Annotated in this window: 13 protein-coding genes, 1 rRNA gene, 1 pseudogene and 1 riboswitch; of the genes and pseudogenes, 12 read left to right on the forward strand and 3 right to left on the reverse strand. The window is 68.9% G+C overall.

From position 1 onward, the window contains the following. From rrf to ACFWP5_RS47110, 11 genes and pseudogenes are all read left to right on the forward strand, one after another. Nucleotides 1-87: ribosomal RNA gene (rrf, locus tag ACFWP5_RS47060) — 5S ribosomal RNA — on the forward strand; the annotation flags it as partial. 110 nt (nucleotides 88-197) lie between these two features. Further along, entirely contained in the window at nucleotides 198-806 is a 609-nt protein-coding gene (locus tag ACFWP5_RS47065) for a CDP-alcohol phosphatidyltransferase family protein (RefSeq protein WP_384171765.1), read from the forward strand. A 114-nt stretch (nucleotides 807-920) separates the two neighbouring features. Further along, the gene (locus ACFWP5_RS47070; RefSeq protein ID WP_384171769.1) at nucleotides 921-3416 is read left to right on the forward strand and encodes a sugar phosphate nucleotidyltransferase; all 2496 of its coding nucleotides are present in this window, start codon (nucleotides 921-923) and stop codon (nucleotides 3414-3416) included. Between the two features lie 167 nt (nucleotides 3417-3583). Then, nucleotides 3584-4420, forward strand: coding sequence for a DUF881 domain-containing protein (locus ACFWP5_RS47075; protein WP_384171793.1), 837 nt, complete (start codon nucleotides 3584-3586; stop codon nucleotides 4418-4420). Continuing rightward, nucleotides 4417-4749, forward strand: a complete 333-nt coding sequence (locus tag ACFWP5_RS47080) for a small basic family protein (protein ID WP_019059351.1) — start codon at nucleotides 4417-4419, stop codon at nucleotides 4747-4749. Before ACFWP5_RS47075 ends, ACFWP5_RS47080 begins: the two co-directional genes overlap by 4 nt. Before the next feature lie 5 nt (nucleotides 4750-4754). Then, entirely contained in the window at nucleotides 4755-5591 is an 837-nt protein-coding gene (locus ACFWP5_RS47085) for a DUF881 domain-containing protein (RefSeq protein WP_384171772.1), read from the forward strand. 61 nt (nucleotides 5592-5652) lie between these two features. After that, nucleotides 5653-6534 (forward strand): FHA domain-containing protein, encoded by an 882-nt coding sequence (locus ACFWP5_RS47090; protein WP_384171775.1) that lies wholly within the window; start codon nucleotides 5653-5655, stop codon nucleotides 6532-6534. A gap of 43 nt (nucleotides 6535-6577) precedes the next feature. Next, a complete protein-coding gene (locus ACFWP5_RS47095) occupies nucleotides 6578-7315 on the forward strand; it encodes a MerR family transcriptional regulator (protein ID WP_366497353.1) in 738 nt (245 codons plus the stop codon). Between the two features lie 85 nt (nucleotides 7316-7400). Continuing rightward, entirely contained in the window at nucleotides 7401-7874 is a 474-nt protein-coding gene (locus ACFWP5_RS47100) for a bifunctional nuclease family protein (RefSeq protein WP_006123076.1), read from the forward strand. A gap of 215 nt (nucleotides 7875-8089) precedes the next feature. Then, nucleotides 8090-8734, forward strand: coding sequence for a MerR family transcriptional regulator (locus tag ACFWP5_RS47105; protein ID WP_384171778.1), 645 nt, complete (start codon nucleotides 8090-8092; stop codon nucleotides 8732-8734). Nucleotides 8735-8790: 56 nt separating this feature from the next. Further along, nucleotides 8791-10203: pseudogene (locus ACFWP5_RS47110) on the forward strand (DNA polymerase IV); the annotation flags it as partial. Nucleotides 10204-10706: 503 nt separating this feature from the next. On the opposite strand, the gene ACFWP5_RS47115 reads toward ACFWP5_RS47110, so the two are convergent. Next, nucleotides 10707-11078 carry a PRC-barrel domain-containing protein gene (locus ACFWP5_RS47115; RefSeq protein WP_384171781.1) on the reverse strand — a complete coding sequence of 124 codons (372 nt, stop codon included), beginning with the start codon at nucleotides 11076-11078 and terminating at the stop codon, nucleotides 10707-10709. 114 nt (nucleotides 11079-11192) lie between these two features. Further along, a riboswitch (glycine riboswitch) is annotated at nucleotides 11193-11288 on the forward strand. Nucleotides 11289-11476: 188 nt separating this feature from the next. On the opposite strand from ACFWP5_RS47115, the gene gcvP reads away from it, so the two are divergent. Then, entirely contained in the window at nucleotides 11477-14362 is a 2886-nt protein-coding gene (gene gcvP / locus ACFWP5_RS47120; protein ID WP_384171784.1) for an aminomethyl-transferring glycine dehydrogenase, read from the forward strand. 216 nt (nucleotides 14363-14578) lie between these two features. On the opposite strand, the gene ACFWP5_RS47125 is transcribed toward gcvP, so the two are convergent. Both ACFWP5_RS47125 and modB read right to left on the reverse strand, forming a co-directional pair. Continuing rightward, entirely contained in the window at nucleotides 14579-15670 is a 1092-nt protein-coding gene (locus ACFWP5_RS47125; protein ID WP_384171787.1) for an ABC transporter ATP-binding protein, read from the reverse strand. A 49-nt stretch (nucleotides 15671-15719) separates the two neighbouring features. Beyond that, nucleotides 15720-16505, reverse strand: coding sequence for a molybdate ABC transporter permease subunit (modB, locus tag ACFWP5_RS47130; RefSeq protein ID WP_384171790.1), 786 nt, complete (start codon nucleotides 16503-16505; stop codon nucleotides 15720-15722). Nucleotides 16506-16551: the final 46 nt, after the last annotated feature.

Below are 16551 nucleotides of genomic sequence, written 5' to 3' on the forward strand. Positions count from 1 at the left end.
GGTTACATTCCGAACCCGGAAGCTAAGCCTTACAGCGCCGATGGTACTGCAGGGGGGACCCTGTGGGAGAGTAGGACACCGCCGAACTCCTTTTAGAGCTCTGGCTCTTGGGCATGCCGCCCAAGAGCCAGAGCTTTTTTGCGTTGGGGTAAGGTCAGGGGGCATCGTTGGCACGTTTTCCCACAGGAGGCCCCCGGGTGGAGGTCCAGGAGACCCGCGTCCAGACAGAGCGGGTGCTCACCATCCCGAACATCCTCAGCATGGCGCGCCTGGTCGGCGTACCCGTCTTCCTGTGGTTGATCCTCAGGCCCGAGTTCGGTGGCCCCAAGAGTGACGGCTGGGCGCTTCTGGTGCTGATGCTGAGCGGGGTCAGTGACTACCTGGACGGCAAGCTCGCGCGACGTTGGAACCAGATCAGCAGTCTTGGCCGGCTCCTTGATCCCGCCGCGGACCGGCTCTACATTCTCTCGACTCTCGTCGGACTCACCTGGCGCGAGATTCTGCCAATCTGGTTGACCGCTCTACTGCTGGCGCGAGAGCTGGTCCTGCTGGTGGTGGTGGGCATCCTCAGGCGGCACGGTTATCCGCCGCTGCAGGTGAACTTCCTGGGCAAGGCCGCTACGTTCAACTTGATGTACGCGTTCCCGTTGCTGCTGCTCAGTGACGGAAGTGGATGGCTCACCTCACTCGCAGCTATTTTCGGATGGGCGTTCGCAGGATGGGGTACAACGCTCTACTGGTGGGCAGGAGTCCTCTACGTGGTACAAGTCCGCCGCCTGTTGCGTGCGGACGCCATGGCCGACTGACCTTGCCGATTGAGCGGTAACAGTCGCTCGATGGCCCGTTGCGCAAAAGTGCGGGACAATGTGGACTGGTGAAGTCGGCTAGACCGTCGTCTCGCAGAGGAGGACGCTTCCGACATGAAGGCCGTCGTGATGGCCGGAGGCGAAGGCACACGCCTTCGCCCCATGACCTCAAGCATGCCCAAGCCACTGTTGCCCGTGGTCAATCGACCGATCATGGAGCACGTGCTCAGGCTGCTCAAAAGGCATGGACTCAATGAGACCGTAGTCACCGTGCAGTTCCTGGCCTCGCTGGTCAAGAACTACTTCGGTGACGGCGAAGAGCTCGGCATGGAGCTCTCGTATGCCAATGAGGAGAAGCCACTCGGTACCGCCGGAAGCGTCAAGAACGCCGAAGAGGCGTTGAAGGACGATGCCTTCCTCGTCATCTCCGGTGATGCCCTGACCGACTTCGACCTCACCGAACTGATCAATTTCCACAAGGAAAAGGGTGCGCTGGTCACTGTCTGTCTGACCCGGGTGCCCAATCCGCTGGAATTTGGCATCACCATCGTCGACGAAGAGGGAAAGGTCGAGCGTTTCCTCGAGAAGCCGACCTGGGGGCAGGTCTTCTCGGACACCGTGAACACGGGCATCTACGTGATGGAGCCCGAAGTCTTCGACTATGTCGAGGCCGACGTTCCCGTCGACTGGTCCGGCGATGTCTTCCCGCAGTTGATGAAGGAAGGCAAGCCGGTCTACGGCTTTGTCGCCGAGGGCTACTGGGAAGATGTCGGGACCCACGAGAGCTATGTGAAGGCGCAGGCCGATGTCCTGGAGGGCAAGGTCGACGTCGAGATCGACGGCTTCGAGCTGTCGCCGGGTGTGTGGGTGGCCGAGGGTGCGGAGGTGCACCCCGACGCGGTTCTGCGCGGGCCGCTGTACATCGGTGACTACGCCAAGGTCGAGGCCGGTGCCGAAATCCGTGAGTACACCGTCATTGGTTCGAATGTTGTCGTGAAGGCCGGGGCTTTTCTGGACAGGACCGTCGTACACGACAACGTGTACGTCGGGCAGCACAGCAATCTGCGGGGCTGTGTCGTCGGAAAGAACACAGACATCATGCGGGCGGCCCGGATCGAGGACGGCGCGGTCATCGGTGACGAGTGCCTGATCGGTGAAGAATCGATCGTGCAGGGCAACGTGCGGGTCTACCCGTTCAAGACGATCGAAGCCGGCGCCTTCGTCAACACGTCGGTCATCTGGGAGAACAGAGGGCAGGCGCACCTCTTCGGCGCGCGCGGTGTGTCCGGGATCCTGAATGTGGAGATCACACCGGAGCTCGTCGTCCGTCTCGCCGGTGCCTACGCCACGACCCTCAAGAAGGGGTCCACGGTCACCACGGCCCGCGACCACTCCCGAGGCGCCCGTGCGCTCAAGCGGGCGGTGATCTCCGCCTTGCAGACGAGCGCCATCGACGTACGGGACCTGGAGAACGTGCCGCTGCCCGTGGCCCGGCAGCAGACCGCGAGGGGCAGTGCCGGCGGGATCATGATCCGGACCACACCTGGTGTGCCGGACTCCGTCGACATCATGTTCTTCGACAGCCAGGGCGCCGACCTCTCGCAGGGGAGTCAGCGCAAGCTGGACCGGGTGTTCGCGCGGCAGGAGTACCGGCGCGCGTTCCCCGGCGAGATCGGGGACCTGCACTTCCCGGCCAGCGTCTTCGACTCGTACACCGGGTCCTTGCTGCGGAATGTCGACACGACCGGGATCGCCGAATCCGGCCTGAAGGTCGTGGTTGACGCGTCGAACGGCAGCGCCGGGCTCGTGCTGCCCAGCCTGCTCGGCAAGCTCGGTGTGGACTCGCTGACGATCAATCCCGGGCTCGATGAGTCCAGGCCCACGGAGACCGCGGACACACGGCGGTCGGGGCTGGTGCGGCTGGGCGAGATCGTGGCCTCCGCGCGGGCCGCGTTCGGAGTGCGGTTCGACCCCGTCGGTGAGCGGCTCTCGCTCGTCGACGAGAAGGGGCGGATCGTCGAGGACGACCGGGCCCTGCTCGTGATGCTCGACCTGGTGGCCGCGGAGCGGCGCAGCGGGCGGGTGGCGCTGCCGGTGACCACCACGAGGATCGCCGAGCAGGTGGCGGCGTATCACGGCACGCAGGTCGAGTGGACGACGACCTCGCCGGACGACCTGACCAGGGTCGGGCGGGACGAGTCGACCATCTTCGGCGGGGACGGCAAGGCCGGGTTCATCATCCCGGAGTTCAGCAGCGTCTTCGACGGGGCGGCCGCCTTCGTACGACTGATCGGGCTGGTGGCGCGGACGCAGTTGACGCTGAGCCAGATCGACGCCCGGATTCCGCGGGCGCACGTCCTCAAGCGGGACCTGGCGACTCCCTGGGCCGTCAAGGGACTTGTGATGCGCCGGGTCGTGGAAGCGGCCGGCGATCGCTTTGTCGATACGACGGACGGTGTGCGCGTCGTGGAGACCGACGGGCGCTGGGTGATGGTGCTGCCCGACCCCGCCGAGGCGGTCACGCATCTGTGGGCCGAAGGGCCCGACGACGCCTCCGCGCAGGCCCTGTTGGACGAGTGGTCGGCAGTCGTGGACAGCGCCGGACGGTAAAACACGGAGCACGCGTGCGTGCCGGACATGTGTCCCCAAGGGGGCCTGTCCGGCACGCCGGTGGGGCCATTCGGAGGTACAGGCCACCACGTGCGACGATGTGCGGCATGCCGCAGCAGCCCCCCGTTCGGAGCACACCCACGCGCCCTGCGCGCCCGGACGCGTCCATGTCGCTGCTCACCAATGTCATGGACCACAGCCTCGACGACGGCTACGTCGAGGCCGCCGCCCGGAAGAAGGCCGCGGGCGAGAGCGGCATGCCGAAGACTCTCCGGGCGAAGCTCGGTCTCGCCGTCGGCCTGGTGCTGGCGGCCCTTGTTGTCACCGTCGGAGCGGCACAGGCGCGCGTGGCCGCCCCCGTGGTGGCCAAGGAGCGCCAGGAGCTGATCGACCGTATCGACAAGGAGACCACGTCGGCGGACAAGCTGGCAGGCACCGTCGATGAGCTCCGCGACGACGTGAGCGCGCGGCAGCGGGCGGCGCTCAAGACGAGCGGCGGCAGCGGGCAGGCCGACCTGGTGAGCATGTTGTCCGGTGCCACCGCGGTGCACGGCCCCGGTGTGAAGCTCGTCGTCGACGACGCGAAGGAAGCCAGCAGCGGCGGGGGCGACAACCCGCGTGAGACCGCGGACTTTTCGGACACCGGGCGGGTGCGCGACCGCGACATGCAACGTGTCGTCAACGGACTGTGGGCGGCGGGCGCCGAGGCCGTCTCGATCAACGGGCAGCGGCTGACGGCGCTGTCCGCGATCAGGGCCGCGGGCGACGCGATACTGGTCGACAACAAGCCACTGGTGCCGCCTTATACGGTGCTCGCGGTAGGGGACGGCCAACGGCTCAGCACCAGGTTCCAGAACGGTGCCGACGGGCTCTATCTGCACGCCCTGGAAGACAACTACGGCATCAGGGCGACCATCGCCGTGGAGAGCGATCTCCGGCTGCCCGCCGCGCCGAGTGTGATCGTACGTACAGCACAGCCGAGAACTGAGAAGGGCACATCGTGATCGCCGTACTGGGCCTCATCGTGGGAGTGGTGGCCGGAATCCTGGTCCGGCCTGAGGTGCCGGTGGTCGTCGAGCCCTACCTGCCGATCGCCGTCGTCGCGGCGCTCGACGCCGTCTTCGGTGGGTTGCGGGCCATGCTCGACGGCATCTTCGACGACAAGGTCTTCGTGGTGTCGTTCCTGTCGAACGTGGTCGTGGCCGCCCTGATCGTGTTCCTGGGCGACAAGTTGGGCGTCGGCGCCCAGCTGTCCACGGGTGTCGTGGTCGTCCTCGGTATCCGGATCTTCTCCAACGCCGCGGCCATTCGCCGGCACGTCTTCCGGGCGTGAGGTCGATGAGCAACGAAGACGAGCGGCCTGAACACAGGCTGCGCAGGGTACTGCCCGAAGAGATCCCGGCGTCTGCTTCCTCGGAGGCGCCTCTCCCGGGGGAGAAGTCCGGGCCCACCGTGACCGGTCGGCAGCGGCTGGTGCAGGGGTTGTGGCCGCCGCGTGTGAGCCGGGCCCAACTCATCGTCGCGGTGCTGCTGTTCGGCCTCGGTTTCGGGCTGGCCGTACAGGTCGCCTCGAACAGCAACAGCGACAGCGCGCTGCGTGGGGCACGGCAGGAAGATCTTGTGCGCATTCTCGATGAACTGGACGACCGTACTCAGCGTCTTGAAGACGAGAAGCAGGGTCTGCAGAAACAGCGCGACGAGCTGGAGAACAGCTCCGACCAGGCCGAGGAGGCCCGCAAGCAGACGGCCGAGAAGGAGAAGCAACTCGGCATTCTGGCGGGCACCGTGGCCGCGCAGGGACCCGGCATCACGATGACCATCGACGACACGAAGGGAACGGTCGAGGCGGACATGCTGCTTGACGCGGTCCAGGAGTTGCGCGCGGCCGGCGCGGAGGCGATCCAGGTGAACGATGTGCGGGTCGTGGCCAACACGTATCTGACGAACTCCGGCAAGAGCGTGAGCGTCGACGGGAACAAGATCAACGCCCCCTATCGTTTCAAGGTCATCGGCAAGCCGCAGGATCTCGAACCGGCGCTCAACATCCCTGGAGGAGTGGTGCAGACTCTCGAGAAGGAGCAGGCCACCGTTACCGTCGGGCGGTCGGCCAAGATCGTCGTGGATGCCTTGCGGGCGGCGAAGCAGCCTGACTACGCTCGGTCGTCCTCCCGGTGAACCGCGGGTGCATGGGGGCCGTTGTGCGAGGGCATGAGGTTGCGGGGGGTCGACGCACCGATTGGGTGGTGCGTGGTGGAAACTGTCTGGTGGATACGGACGTTGTGAGGATGTCCGGGTCAACCGGTGTGTTCAATCAGGGTTCGTCCTGCCCCACGGGCGGGTCTGTTTCGGTCAAGGGGAATCGCCCGTGAAGTTGTTTGCGAAGTTGTTCGGCAAGAGTGCGAAAGAGGGCAGCGACAACCAGACCGCTCGCCACCGCGCACAACCGGACGCAGAAGGCCAGCGCCCGCTGTTCCGCGACCAGGTCGGCGGCCAGGGCGCGCCGTCGGTTGACCCTGCGCAGTCCGGCGACATAGGTTTCGGGCAACCGTCAACCTCAAGTACGGGTGGAGGGTTTTCCCCTATGTCGGCCCTGGTGTGTACGAGGTGCGGTAACCGCAACGCGGAGAACAGCCGCTTCTGTTCCAACTGCGGTGCGCCGCTGCGCCCCGGCGCGACCCCGGAGCGTCCGTCCGAGACGACCTCCACGATCTCCATCTCCGGTCTTGAGGCCTACGACGCCGAAGTGACCGGTCAGACGCAGATGCCCACGCTCTCCCCGGAGGCGCAGGCCGCCGTCGACGCCCTGCCATTGGGCTCGGCGCTGCTGGTGGTGCGTCGCGGGCCGAACTCGGGCAGCCGCTTCCTGCTGGACGGCGAGCTGACCACGGCCGGCCGTCATCCGCAGAGCGACATCTTCCTGGACGACGTGACGGTCTCGCGCCGCCATGTGGAGTTCCGGCGCGGTGCTGACGGTTCGTTCACGGTCGCCGACGTCGGCAGCCTTAACGGTACGTACGTCAACCGCGAGCGCATCGACCAGGTCTCGCTGGCCAACGGTGACGAGGTGCAGATCGGCAAGTACCGGCTGGTGTTCTACGCGAGCCAGCGGGGTTACTGACCCTCCCTCGGACTGTGTCCGGGGGATTCCCCCAGGAAGGTCCATGCTTCAAACACCGAGCGGCGGTGCCGGGCACGGTACCGCCGCCGCGGACACTGGACTGATGAGCATCGGCACGGTGCTGAACGCGCTGCGCGACGAGTTCCCCGAAGTCACCATCTCCAAGATCCGTTTCCTGGAGTCGGAGGGTCTCATCGAGCCGCAGCGGACCCCTTCCGGGTACCGCAAGTTCAGTCCCGCCGACGTCGAGCGCCTCGGCCATGTCCTGAGGATGCAGCGGGACCACTATCTGCCGCTCAAGGTGATCCGCGAGCATCTCGACGCCATGGAGCGCGGTGAGGCCGCGCCCCTGCCCACCGTGGGGCGTCAGCGGGACGGCGAGGTCGTCCTGGAGCCCGTGGAGGGGCCCACGGCGGCCCGGATCGGGCGGGCCGAGCTGATGGCCGCCGCCGGGATCGGCGAGCAGGAGCTCGACGAGTGGGAGTCGTACGGACTCATTGCCCCGCTGCCCGACGGGGTTTACGACGCGGAAGCCGTCACCGTGGCCGGACTTGTCCTGGAGCTCGGGCGGTTCGGGATCGAGCCGCGGCATCTGCGCGCCATGAAGGCCGCCGCCGACCGTGAGGCCGGGCTCGTCGACCAGGTGGTGGCCCCGCTCAAGCGCCACCGCAATCCGCAGACCAGGGCCCACGCGGAGGCCCGTACGAAGGAGCTGGCGGGGCTCACGGTGAAGCTGCACGCGGCTCTGGTGCAGACCGCGCTCGGCGTGCGCCTGCCCTGAGACGGGCGGTCTCGCGGCCGCCTGATCGGTCACCCGTTCTCGGCCCGACTACCCAAACGTCCCGGGCACGGCCTAGGGTTGCTGTGTGAACGAGCTCGATGTCGTAGGTGTCCGGGTCGAAATGCCCTCCAACCAACCGATCGTGCTCCTGCGTGAAGTGGGAGGCGACCGCTACCTCCCCATCTGGATCGGGCCCGGGGAGGCGACGGCGATCGCCTTCGCGCAGCAGGGCATGGCCCCCGCACGACCGCTGACCCACGACCTGTTCAAGGACGTGCTGGAGGCTGTCGGCCAGGAGCTGACCGAAGTGCGCATCACGGATCTGCGGGAGGGCGTCTTCTACGCGGAGCTGGTCTTCGCCAGCGGCGTCGAGGTGAGCGCCCGCCCGTCCGACGCCATAGCGCTGGCGCTGCGCACCGGGACGCCGATCTACGGCAGTGACGGTGTGCTCGACGACGCGGGCATCGCGATCCCGGACGAGCAGGAGGACGAGGTGGAGAAGTTCCGCGAGTTCCTCGACCAGATCTCACCCGAGGACTTTGGGACCAACAGCCAGTGAGACCGACGGCCGGCGAGAAATGCCGGCATTTGCCACCGGCGAGTGAGAGCGTCCTGCGGCTCTCCGCGAGCGCATTCGGCTAGCCTTTCCCCGCGGTGGGGTACGGGAAACCACTCCTAGGGTGATTATCACTCGGCGTGCCGAGTGTGGCGATCGTTGACGCACCCCTGGTGACTGCCTACCGTCGAGAAGGCAGGTCAAGGACGGAGGTCGGCGTGAGAAGCAGCGGCGACGGTACGGCTGGGGGTGCCCCGGAACGCAGTTTCGGGGACAGAGGTCCGTACCCGCTTCACGGCAGTGCGGCCGATCACGCCCCGCAGCGACCGGCGGCAGTGCCGAGCAGCGGAGGGACGACGTCCATGGCGTCCGAGCAGATCGGCTACCGGGGCCCTACGGCCTGTGCGGCGGCCGGCATCACCTATCGGCAACTGGACTACTGGGCGCGCACGGGGCTCGTCGAGCCCAGTGTGCGGCCCGCACACGGGTCGGGGACGCAGCGGCTCTACAGCTTCCGGGACGTCGTCGTCCTGAAGATCGTCAAGCGGTTCCTCGACACGGGTGTGTCGCTGCAGAACATTCGCAGCGCCGTTCTCCACCTCAGGGAGTGCGGCTTCCGTGACCTGGAGCGCATGACGCTGATGAGCGACGGCGCCACGGTCTACGAGTGCACCTCGCCGGACGAGGTCCACGCGCTGCTCCAGGGCGGCCAGGGGGTCTTCGGGATCGCCGTGGGGGTCGTGTGGCGGGACGTCGAGAGCGCCCTGTCGCAGCTGCACGGGGAGCGCGTCGACACCGGTGAGACGCTCGTCGGGGCCAACCCCGCCGACGAGCTGGCCAGGCGGCGCAACCGGGCCGTCTGAGGCCCGGCGGGAGCCGTAGCGGGGCATTGTCAGTGGCGTAGGGCAGCATCGGAGATGTGAGAACCGCGCCCACGATCCTGCATCTCGACATGGATGCCTTCTTCGCCTCGGCGGAGCAGGCGTCCAAGCCGAGCCTGCGCGGGAAGGCCGTCGTCGTGGGCGGGCTCGGGCCGCGTGGGGTGGTCGCGACGGCGTCGTACGAGGCGCGGGTCTTCGGGGTGAACTCGGCGATGCCCATGGCGCAGGCGCGTCGGCTCGCTCCGAACGCGGCGTATCTCGTGCCGCGCTTCGGGTTCTACCGGTTGATCAGCGAGCAGGTGATGGGGCTGCTGCGGGAGTTGTCGCCCCTGGTGGAGCCGCTGAGCCTGGACGAGGCGTTCGTGGATTTGGAGGCCGGGGGAGCGGCCTGGGACGGGGAGTCGGCGCAGCTGACCGGGGCGCGGCTGCGGGCGGACATACGGGCGGTCACGGGGCTCACGGGGTCGGTGGGCCTCGCCGCCTCCAAGATGATCGCGAAGATCGCCTCCGAGCGGGCCAAGCCCGACGGGCTCGTGCTGATCGAGCCCGGGACCGAGCGGACGTTGCTGGGGCCGTTGTCGGTGCGCACGCTGCCGGGGGTCGGGCCTGCGACGGGTGATCATCTGCGGCGGGCCGGGATCACCACGGTCGACGAGATCGCCGAGGCGGGCGAGGACGAGCTCGTACGGCTGGTGGGCAAGGCGCACGGGCACGCGCTGTACGCCATGGCGCTGGCGCACGACGAGCGGCCCGTGGTGGCCGAGCGGGAGACCAAGTCGGTGTCGGTCGAGGACACGTACGACGTGGACATCCACGACCGGATCCGGGTGGGCCTTGAGGTGCAGCGGCTCGCTGACCGGTGCGTGCGGCGGCTGCGGAGTGCCGGACTGTCGGGGCGGACCATCGTGCTGAAGGTGCGGCGCTACGACTTCTCGACGCTGACCCGGTCCGAGACACTGCGCGGGCCCACCGACGACCCGGGGGTGGTGCGGGAGGCGGCGGCACGGTTGCTGGACTCCGTGGACACCACGGGCGGGGTGCGGCTGCTCGGGGTGGGTGTCTCCGGGCTCGCCGACTACACGCAGGAGGACCTGTTCGCGCAGGCGGCGGGGGAGCAGGCCGACCTTCTTGAGGAGGAGCACGCGGAGGTGGAGCGGGGCGAGGAGCCGGCGGCGCCCGTCGAGCGGCACTGGCCCGCGGGGCACGATGTGCGGCACGCCGGGTTCGGGCACGGGTGGGTACAGGGGAGCGGGCTGGGGCGGGTCACCGTGCGGTTTGAGATGCCCGAGGATTCTGGGCCGGGGCGGGTGCGGACGTTCCGGACCGACGATCCGGAGCTGGAGCCGGCGGAACCGTTGCCGTTGGTGACGCGGCGTCCTGATGTGCCGCCGGGTGAGCCGCCTGCGCTGATGGCGCGAGGGTCTGGTGACACGTCGGCGGAATCGTTGCCGTTGGTGGGGCGGGGTCCGGGTGGCTTGCCTGTGGTGCCGATGCCGATGCCGATGCCGTTGGCGGTGGGAGGAGCCGAGGACCGGCTGGTTGAACCGCCGGTGACGGTCGCGCGGCGTGCTGACGTGTCGCCTGCGGTGTCGGTGCCCCTGGAGAGCCGAGGCTGCGACGAGCCGTCTACCGAGCCATTGCCGTCGGCGGCGCCGGGTCCTGATGATCCGCAGGGTGGGCCACTGCTGTCGGTTGCGCGGGGTCCCGGTGCCAGGCCTGTCGAGCCGCTGCCGTTGGCGGAGCCTGGCTCCGGTGTTCCGCAGGCCGAGCCGTTGCCGTTGGACGAGCGGCGTTCCGACGTCGCGTCTGCCACGCCGTTGCCGTCGGTGGAGTCAGACTCCGATACCCCCGCTGCATCCGCGCCCCCGGACACCCGACGCCCGCATACCCCGTCCGCCGCGTCACCGTCCCCGGAGGCTCCAAGCCCCGGTGACGACCCGGCCCACGAACCCGCTCAGGTGTCGTCCGAGCCTGCCAGTTTGCCGAAGTTGTGGTCCGGGAGGGACGGGGGTGGGGCCACGTCGAGGCCGTAGTGGTGGTAGAGCTGGAGTTCCTGGTCCGGGGAGAGGTGGCGGCCTACTCCGAAGTCGGGGGCGTCCTTGATCAGGGAGCGGTCGAAGGGGATGTGCAGGGTGCCCTCGATCAGTTCGCTGGGCTCCAGGGGGACGAAGGCGTCTCTGGAGAACAGGCCGGTTCGTATGGCCGCCCACTCCGGTACGCCGGTCGCGTCGTCGAGGTAGACCTCGTCGATCGTGCCGATCTTGGCGCCGGTGCGGTCGAACGCCTTGCGGCCGATCAGGTTGCGCGGATCGATATCGGTCTGCACGGGCCCTCCTCCTGGTCGCAACTCATCCGTAAGCACTACAAAAGAGCACATTGGGGAAGGTGGCCACTCGAAAGCTCGGCTTCAACGCTCGCTGGTAGGCTGGCCAACGGCTGCTGACCCCGTGCGGGAGAGTCCTCCAGACTTCATCGGAGGCGCCGAAGGAGCAAATCCTCCCCGGAATCTCTCAGGCTCACGTACCGCACGGACGAGGTCACTCTGGAAAGCAGAGCGCGTGTCGTCGACTGTGCCGACGGCTCTCGCTCTCACCGACGGTGAAAGCCGGTGACCTTCGGGTGACCGGTGAAGCTCTCAGGTTGAGATGACAGAGGGGGAGGCCGTCCGGGCACCCAGCGTCGTGGTGCCCATCGAAGGTCGTGTCCGACCAGGAGGCCTCCCTAATGACCGCCCCTCGCACTTCACTCTCCGAGCTCGAACAGGGCATCCCGTTCGAGCAGCGCCACATCGGGCCCGACCAGGAGGCGCGGGCCAAGATGCTCGCGCAGGTCGGATACGGCTCGCTCGACGAGCTCACGGCCGCCGCGGTCCCGGATGTGATCAAGAACGCCGACTCCCTGGACCTGCCGGGCGCCCGCACCGAGCCCGAGGTGCTGGCCGAGCTGCGCTCCCTCGCGGACCGCAACGAGGTCCTCGGTTCCATGATCGGGCTCGGGTACTACGGGACCTTCACCCCGCCCGTGATCCTGCGCAACGTCATGGAGAACCCGGCTTGGTATACGGCCTACACGCCGTACCAGCCGGAGATCTCCCAAGGGCGGCTCGAAGCCCTTCTGAACTTCCAGACGATGGTCGCCGACCTCACCGGGCTGCCGACCTCCGGCGCGTCGCTGCTCGACGAGGGGACCGCCGCCGCGGAGGCCGTGGCCTTGTCGCGGCGCATGGGCAAGAACAAGAAGGGCCTCTTCCTGGTCGACGCGGACGCGCTGCCGCAGACCATCGCCGTGATCGAGACCCGCGCCGAGCCGGCGGGTGTGGAAGTTGTGGTCGCCGACCTCAGCGACGGCATCCCGGCCGACATCGCCGCGCGTGAGATCAACGGCGTGCTCGTGCAGTACCCGGGCGCCTCCGGTGCCGTACGCGACATCGCGCCGCTGATCGAGCAGGCGCACACGCTCGGCGCGCTCGTCACCGTCGCCGCCGATCTGCTCGCGCTGACACTGCTGAAGTCGCCGGGTGAGCTGGGGGCGGACATCGCGGTCGGTACGACGCAGCGCTTCGGGGTGCCGATGGGCTTCGGCGGGCCGCACGCCGGATACATGGCCGTGCACGAGAAGTTCGCGCGCAGCCTGCCCGGGCGGCTCGTGGGCGTCTCCGTCGACGCCGACGGACACAAGGCCTACCGCCTCGCCCTGCAGACGCGCGAGCAGCACATCCGTCGTGAGAAGGCCACGAGCAACATCTGCACCGCCCAGGTGCTTCTTGCGGTCATGGCCGGCATGTACGCCGTCTATCACGGGCCCGAGGGGCTGAAGGGCATCGCGCGGCGGACGCATCGGTACGCCACGATCCTCGCCGCCGGGCTGAAGTCCGGGGGTGTCGAGGTCGTACACGGCGGCTACTTCGACACCCTGACCGCGCGCGTTCCCGGCCGGGCCGCCCAGGTCGTCGCCGCCGCCCGCGAGGACGGCGTCAACCTGCACCTCGTGGACGCCGACCAGGTGTCGATCGCCTGCGACGAGACCACCACACGTGCCCAACTGGCCGCCGTATGGACCGCGTTCGGGGTCGACGGGGACATCGAGGCGCTCGACGCGTCCGCTGAGGACACGCTGCCCGAGGGGCTGCTGCGCACCGACGCGTACCTCACGCACCCCGTGTTCCGGGACCACCGTTCCGAGACCGCGATGCTGCGCTACCTGCGCCGGCTCGCCGACCGGGACTACGCGCTCGACCGGGGCATGATCCCGCTGGGCTCCTGCACCATGAAGCTCAACGCGACCACCGAGATGGAGCCGGTCACCTGGCCCGAGTTCGGGCAGTTGCACCCCTTCGCGCCCGCCGAGCAGGCGCAGGGATACCTCACGCTCATCCGGGAGTTGGAGGAGCGGCTCGCCGAGGTCACCGGGTACGACAAGGTGTCGTTGCAGCCCAACGCCGGTTCGCAGGGCGAGTTGGCCGGGCTGCTCGCCGTACGCGGATACCACCGGGCCAACGGTGACGAGCAGCGGACCGTGTGTCTGATTCCGTCGTCCGCGCACGGCACCAACGCCGCGAGTGCCGTGATGGCCGGGATGAAGGTCGTCGTCGTGAAGACCGCCGAGGACGGCGAGATCGACGTCGAGGACCTGCGGGCGAAGATCGAGCAGTACCGCGACGAGCTGTCAGTACTGATGATCACGTACCCGTCCACGCACGGCGTGTTCGAGGAGCACGTCGCCGACATCTGCGCGCAGGTCCACGAGGCCGGCGGTCAGGTCTACGTCGACGGCGCCAACCTCAACGCCCTTGTGGGGCTTGCCAAGCCGGGCCACTTCGGCGGTGACGTCTCGCACCTCAACCTGCACAAGACGTTCTGCATTCCGCACGGCGGTGGTGGTCCGGGGGTCGGGCCGGTCGGGGTGCGCGCGCACCTCGCGCCGTATCTGCCGAACCACCCGTTGCAGCCGGCTGCCGGGCCGGAGACCGGAGTTGGGCCGATCTCGGCCGCTCCGTGGGGTTCCGCCGGCATCCTGCCGATCTCGTGGGCGTACGTCCGGCTCATGGGCGGCGAGGGGCTGAAGCGGGCCACGCAGGTGGCGGTGCTCAGCGCCAACTACATCGCCAAGCGCCTTGAGCCGCACTACCCCGTGCTCTACACCGGGCCCGGCGGGCTCGTCGCGCACGAGTGCATCATCGATCTGCGGCCGATCAGCAAGGCGACCGGCGTCAGCGTCGACGACATCGCCAAGCGGCTCATCGACTACGGCTTCCACGCGCCGACGATGTCGTTCCCGGTGGCCGGCACGCTGATGATCGAACCGACCGAGTCCGAGGACCTGATCGAACTGGACCGGTTCTGCGAGGCGATGATCGCCATTCGCGGGGAGATCGAGAAGGTCGGCGCGGGTGAGTGGCCGGGCGAGGACAACCCGTTGCGGAACGCACCGCACACCGCTGCCTCGCTCGGCGGGGAGTGGGAGCACGCGTACACGCGCGAGGAGGCCGTCTTCCCGGCCGGCGTGTCCGTCGCGGACAAGTACTGGCCGCCGGTGCGGCGGATCGACCAGGCTTTCGGTGACCGGAACCTGGTGTGTTCTTGCCCGCCGTTGGACGCGTACGAGGACTGAGCGCTCCGCGGAAGTGCCGCGAGGTGGAAGGGCCGCGAGGTGCCGTCGTTCGTGTGCGGCACCGTCGTGGCTGGTCGCGCAGTTCCCCGCGCCCCTTCGGGGGCGCTGCCGGATCAGGCCGGACTTCGGCCGCGGGTTCGTTGTGGCCAGGTCGCGCTCCCGTGGCGGAGCCACGAGTAGATACAGCCCCGCGCCCCTTCGGGGGCGCGGGGCAACCTAGGCCGGATATGAGTGCGTCTGGGTCGCCTTGACCGTTGCCCAGATCAACGCGCCCTGGTGTAGGTCCAGTTCGGCCGCTGCGACCGTGGTGAGGTCGGCGGTCAGGGGGAGTTCGCCGGTGAGGTCCACGCGGATCTGGTCGCCGTGGGTTTCCAGGCCCGCGACCTCGCAGTGCCAGAGGTTGCGGGCGCTGGTGCCGGTCGGGCGGTCGCGGAAGAGAGTGACCCCGCTCGGCGGGAACGCTACGAAGACCTCGCCCTGGAGGTCCTCCGTGGTGGTGATCGCGGGGCCGGTGTCGAGTGTGACCGTGTGGCCGTCGGCGCGGCCCTTGTAGAGGTTGAGGCCGACCAGTTGGGCGATGTAGTCCGTGCGCGGGTGGCGGGCGATGTCGGCGGGGGTGCCTTCCTGGACGATCGTGCCCTGCTCGATCACCACCAGCCGGTCGGCCAGCACCATGGCGTCCAGCGGGTCGTGGGTGACCAGGACCGCCACCGCCTCGAACTCGGCCAGATGGCGCCGGAGTTGGGCCCGTACGTCGAGGCGGGTGCGGGCGTCCAGGGCGGCGAGGGGTTCGTCCAGGAGGAGGAGTCGCGGGTGGGTCGCCAACGCCCGTGCCACGGCGACGCGTTGGGCCTGGCCGCCGGAGAGTCGGCGCGGTTTGGCGTCGGCGTGCTCGGCGAGACCCATCCGGTCCAGCCACTCGGCGGCCACCGCGCGGGACTCCGCCTTGGTCGCGCCCTGGCAGCGTGGACCGAACGCCACGTTGTCGAGGGCGGTCAGGTGGGGGAAGAGGAGATAGTCCTGGAAGACGACGCCTACCGGGCGGGACTCCGGTGGCGTACGGTCCAACTCCGCGCCGTCCAGCCGTAGGTGACCGTCCGTCAGGCGGACCAGGCCGGCCAGGGCGCGCAGCGCTGTGGTCTTGCCGGCGCCGTTGGGGCCGAGCAGGGCGACGACGTCTCCCGGGGCGGCGGTCAGTTCGACGTCGAGGCGGAAGGTGCCGCGGTCCACGACGAGACGGGCGTCGAGGCCCTGGGCGCCGGTGACTTGGGTGTCGGCGGTGTCGGCGGGCTCGGCGGTGTCGGTCATGAGGTGCACGTCCAGGGGGCTGATGTGCGGGCGGTCGTACGGCTGTTGCTCATGACGTGGTCATCCAGCGGTCGCGCAGGCCCGCCAGTACCGCGATCGACACGGCCAGGAGGACCAGGCTCAACGCGATGGCCGCCTCCGGGTCGTTCTGCAGGGCCAAGTAGACCGCCAGCGGCATGGTCTGGGTGCGGCCGGGGAAGTTGCCGGCGAAGGTGATCGTCGCGCCGAACTCGCCCAGAGCGCGGGCCCAGGCGAGGACCGCGCCCGCCGCGATACCCGGGGCGATCAGGGGGAGCGTGACCCGGCGGAACGCGGTGAAGCGGGAGGCGCCGAGGGTTTGGGCCGCCTCCTCGTAGCGGGGGTCGGCGGCGCGCAGGGTGCCCTCGACGCTGATGACCAGGAACGGCATCGCCACGAACGCCTCCGCGACCACGACACCGGCCGTCGTGAAGGGCAGGGTGATGCCGAACCAGGCGTCCAGCCACTGGCCCACGACGCCGTTGCGGCCCAGTGCGAGCAGCAGGGCCACGCCGCCGACCACCGGGGGCAGGACCAGCGGGAGTGTGACCAGGGCGCGGAGGAAGCCGCGGCCCGGGAACTCCGTGCGGGCCAGCACCCAGGCCAGCGGTACGCCCAGGACCAGGCTCACGGCCGTCGCCGCGGTCGCGCTGAACAGGGACAGCTGGAGCGCCTGCCAGACCTCCGTGCTGGTCAGCTGGTTCGGCAGGGAGCGCCAAGGGGCCCGTACGAGAAGGGCGATGAGCGGCAGGAGCAGGAACGCCAGGCCCACGAGCGCGGGTGCCAGCAGGGGGAGCGGCACCCCGCGGCCGGTCATCCGGACACGGCGACGCCGCGGCCCGCCCATGAGGGTCTAGGCCGCG

The sequence above is a fragment of the Streptomyces sp. NPDC058469 genome (assembly GCF_042721125.1).
Taxonomy (GTDB): Bacteria; Actinomycetota; Actinomycetes; order Streptomycetales; family Streptomycetaceae; genus Streptomyces.

Excerpts from the sequence above, each read along its gene's own strand:
- ACFWP5_RS47125 (WP_384171787.1), bottom strand. The coding sequence starts at position 15,670 with ATGACCGACACCGCCGAGCCCGCCGACACCGCCGACACCCAAGTCACC.
- ACFWP5_RS47085 (WP_384171772.1), top strand. The coding sequence starts at position 4,755 with ATGAGCAACGAAGACGAGCGGCCTGAACACAGGCTGCGCAGGGTACTG.
- gcvP (WP_384171784.1), top strand. The coding sequence starts at position 11,477 with ATGACCGCCCCTCGCACTTCACTCTCCGAGCTCGAACAGGGCATCCCG.
- ACFWP5_RS47070 (WP_384171769.1), top strand. The coding sequence starts at position 921 with ATGAAGGCCGTCGTGATGGCCGGAGGCGAAGGCACACGCCTTCGCCCC.
- ACFWP5_RS47095 (WP_366497353.1), top strand. The coding sequence starts at position 6,578 with ATGCTTCAAACACCGAGCGGCGGTGCCGGGCACGGTACCGCCGCCGCG.
- modB (WP_384171790.1), bottom strand. The coding sequence starts at position 16,505 with ATGACCGGCCGCGGGGTGCCGCTCCCCCTGCTGGCACCCGCGCTCGTG.
- ACFWP5_RS47075 (WP_384171793.1), top strand. The coding sequence starts at position 3,584 with ATGTCGCTGCTCACCAATGTCATGGACCACAGCCTCGACGACGGCTAC.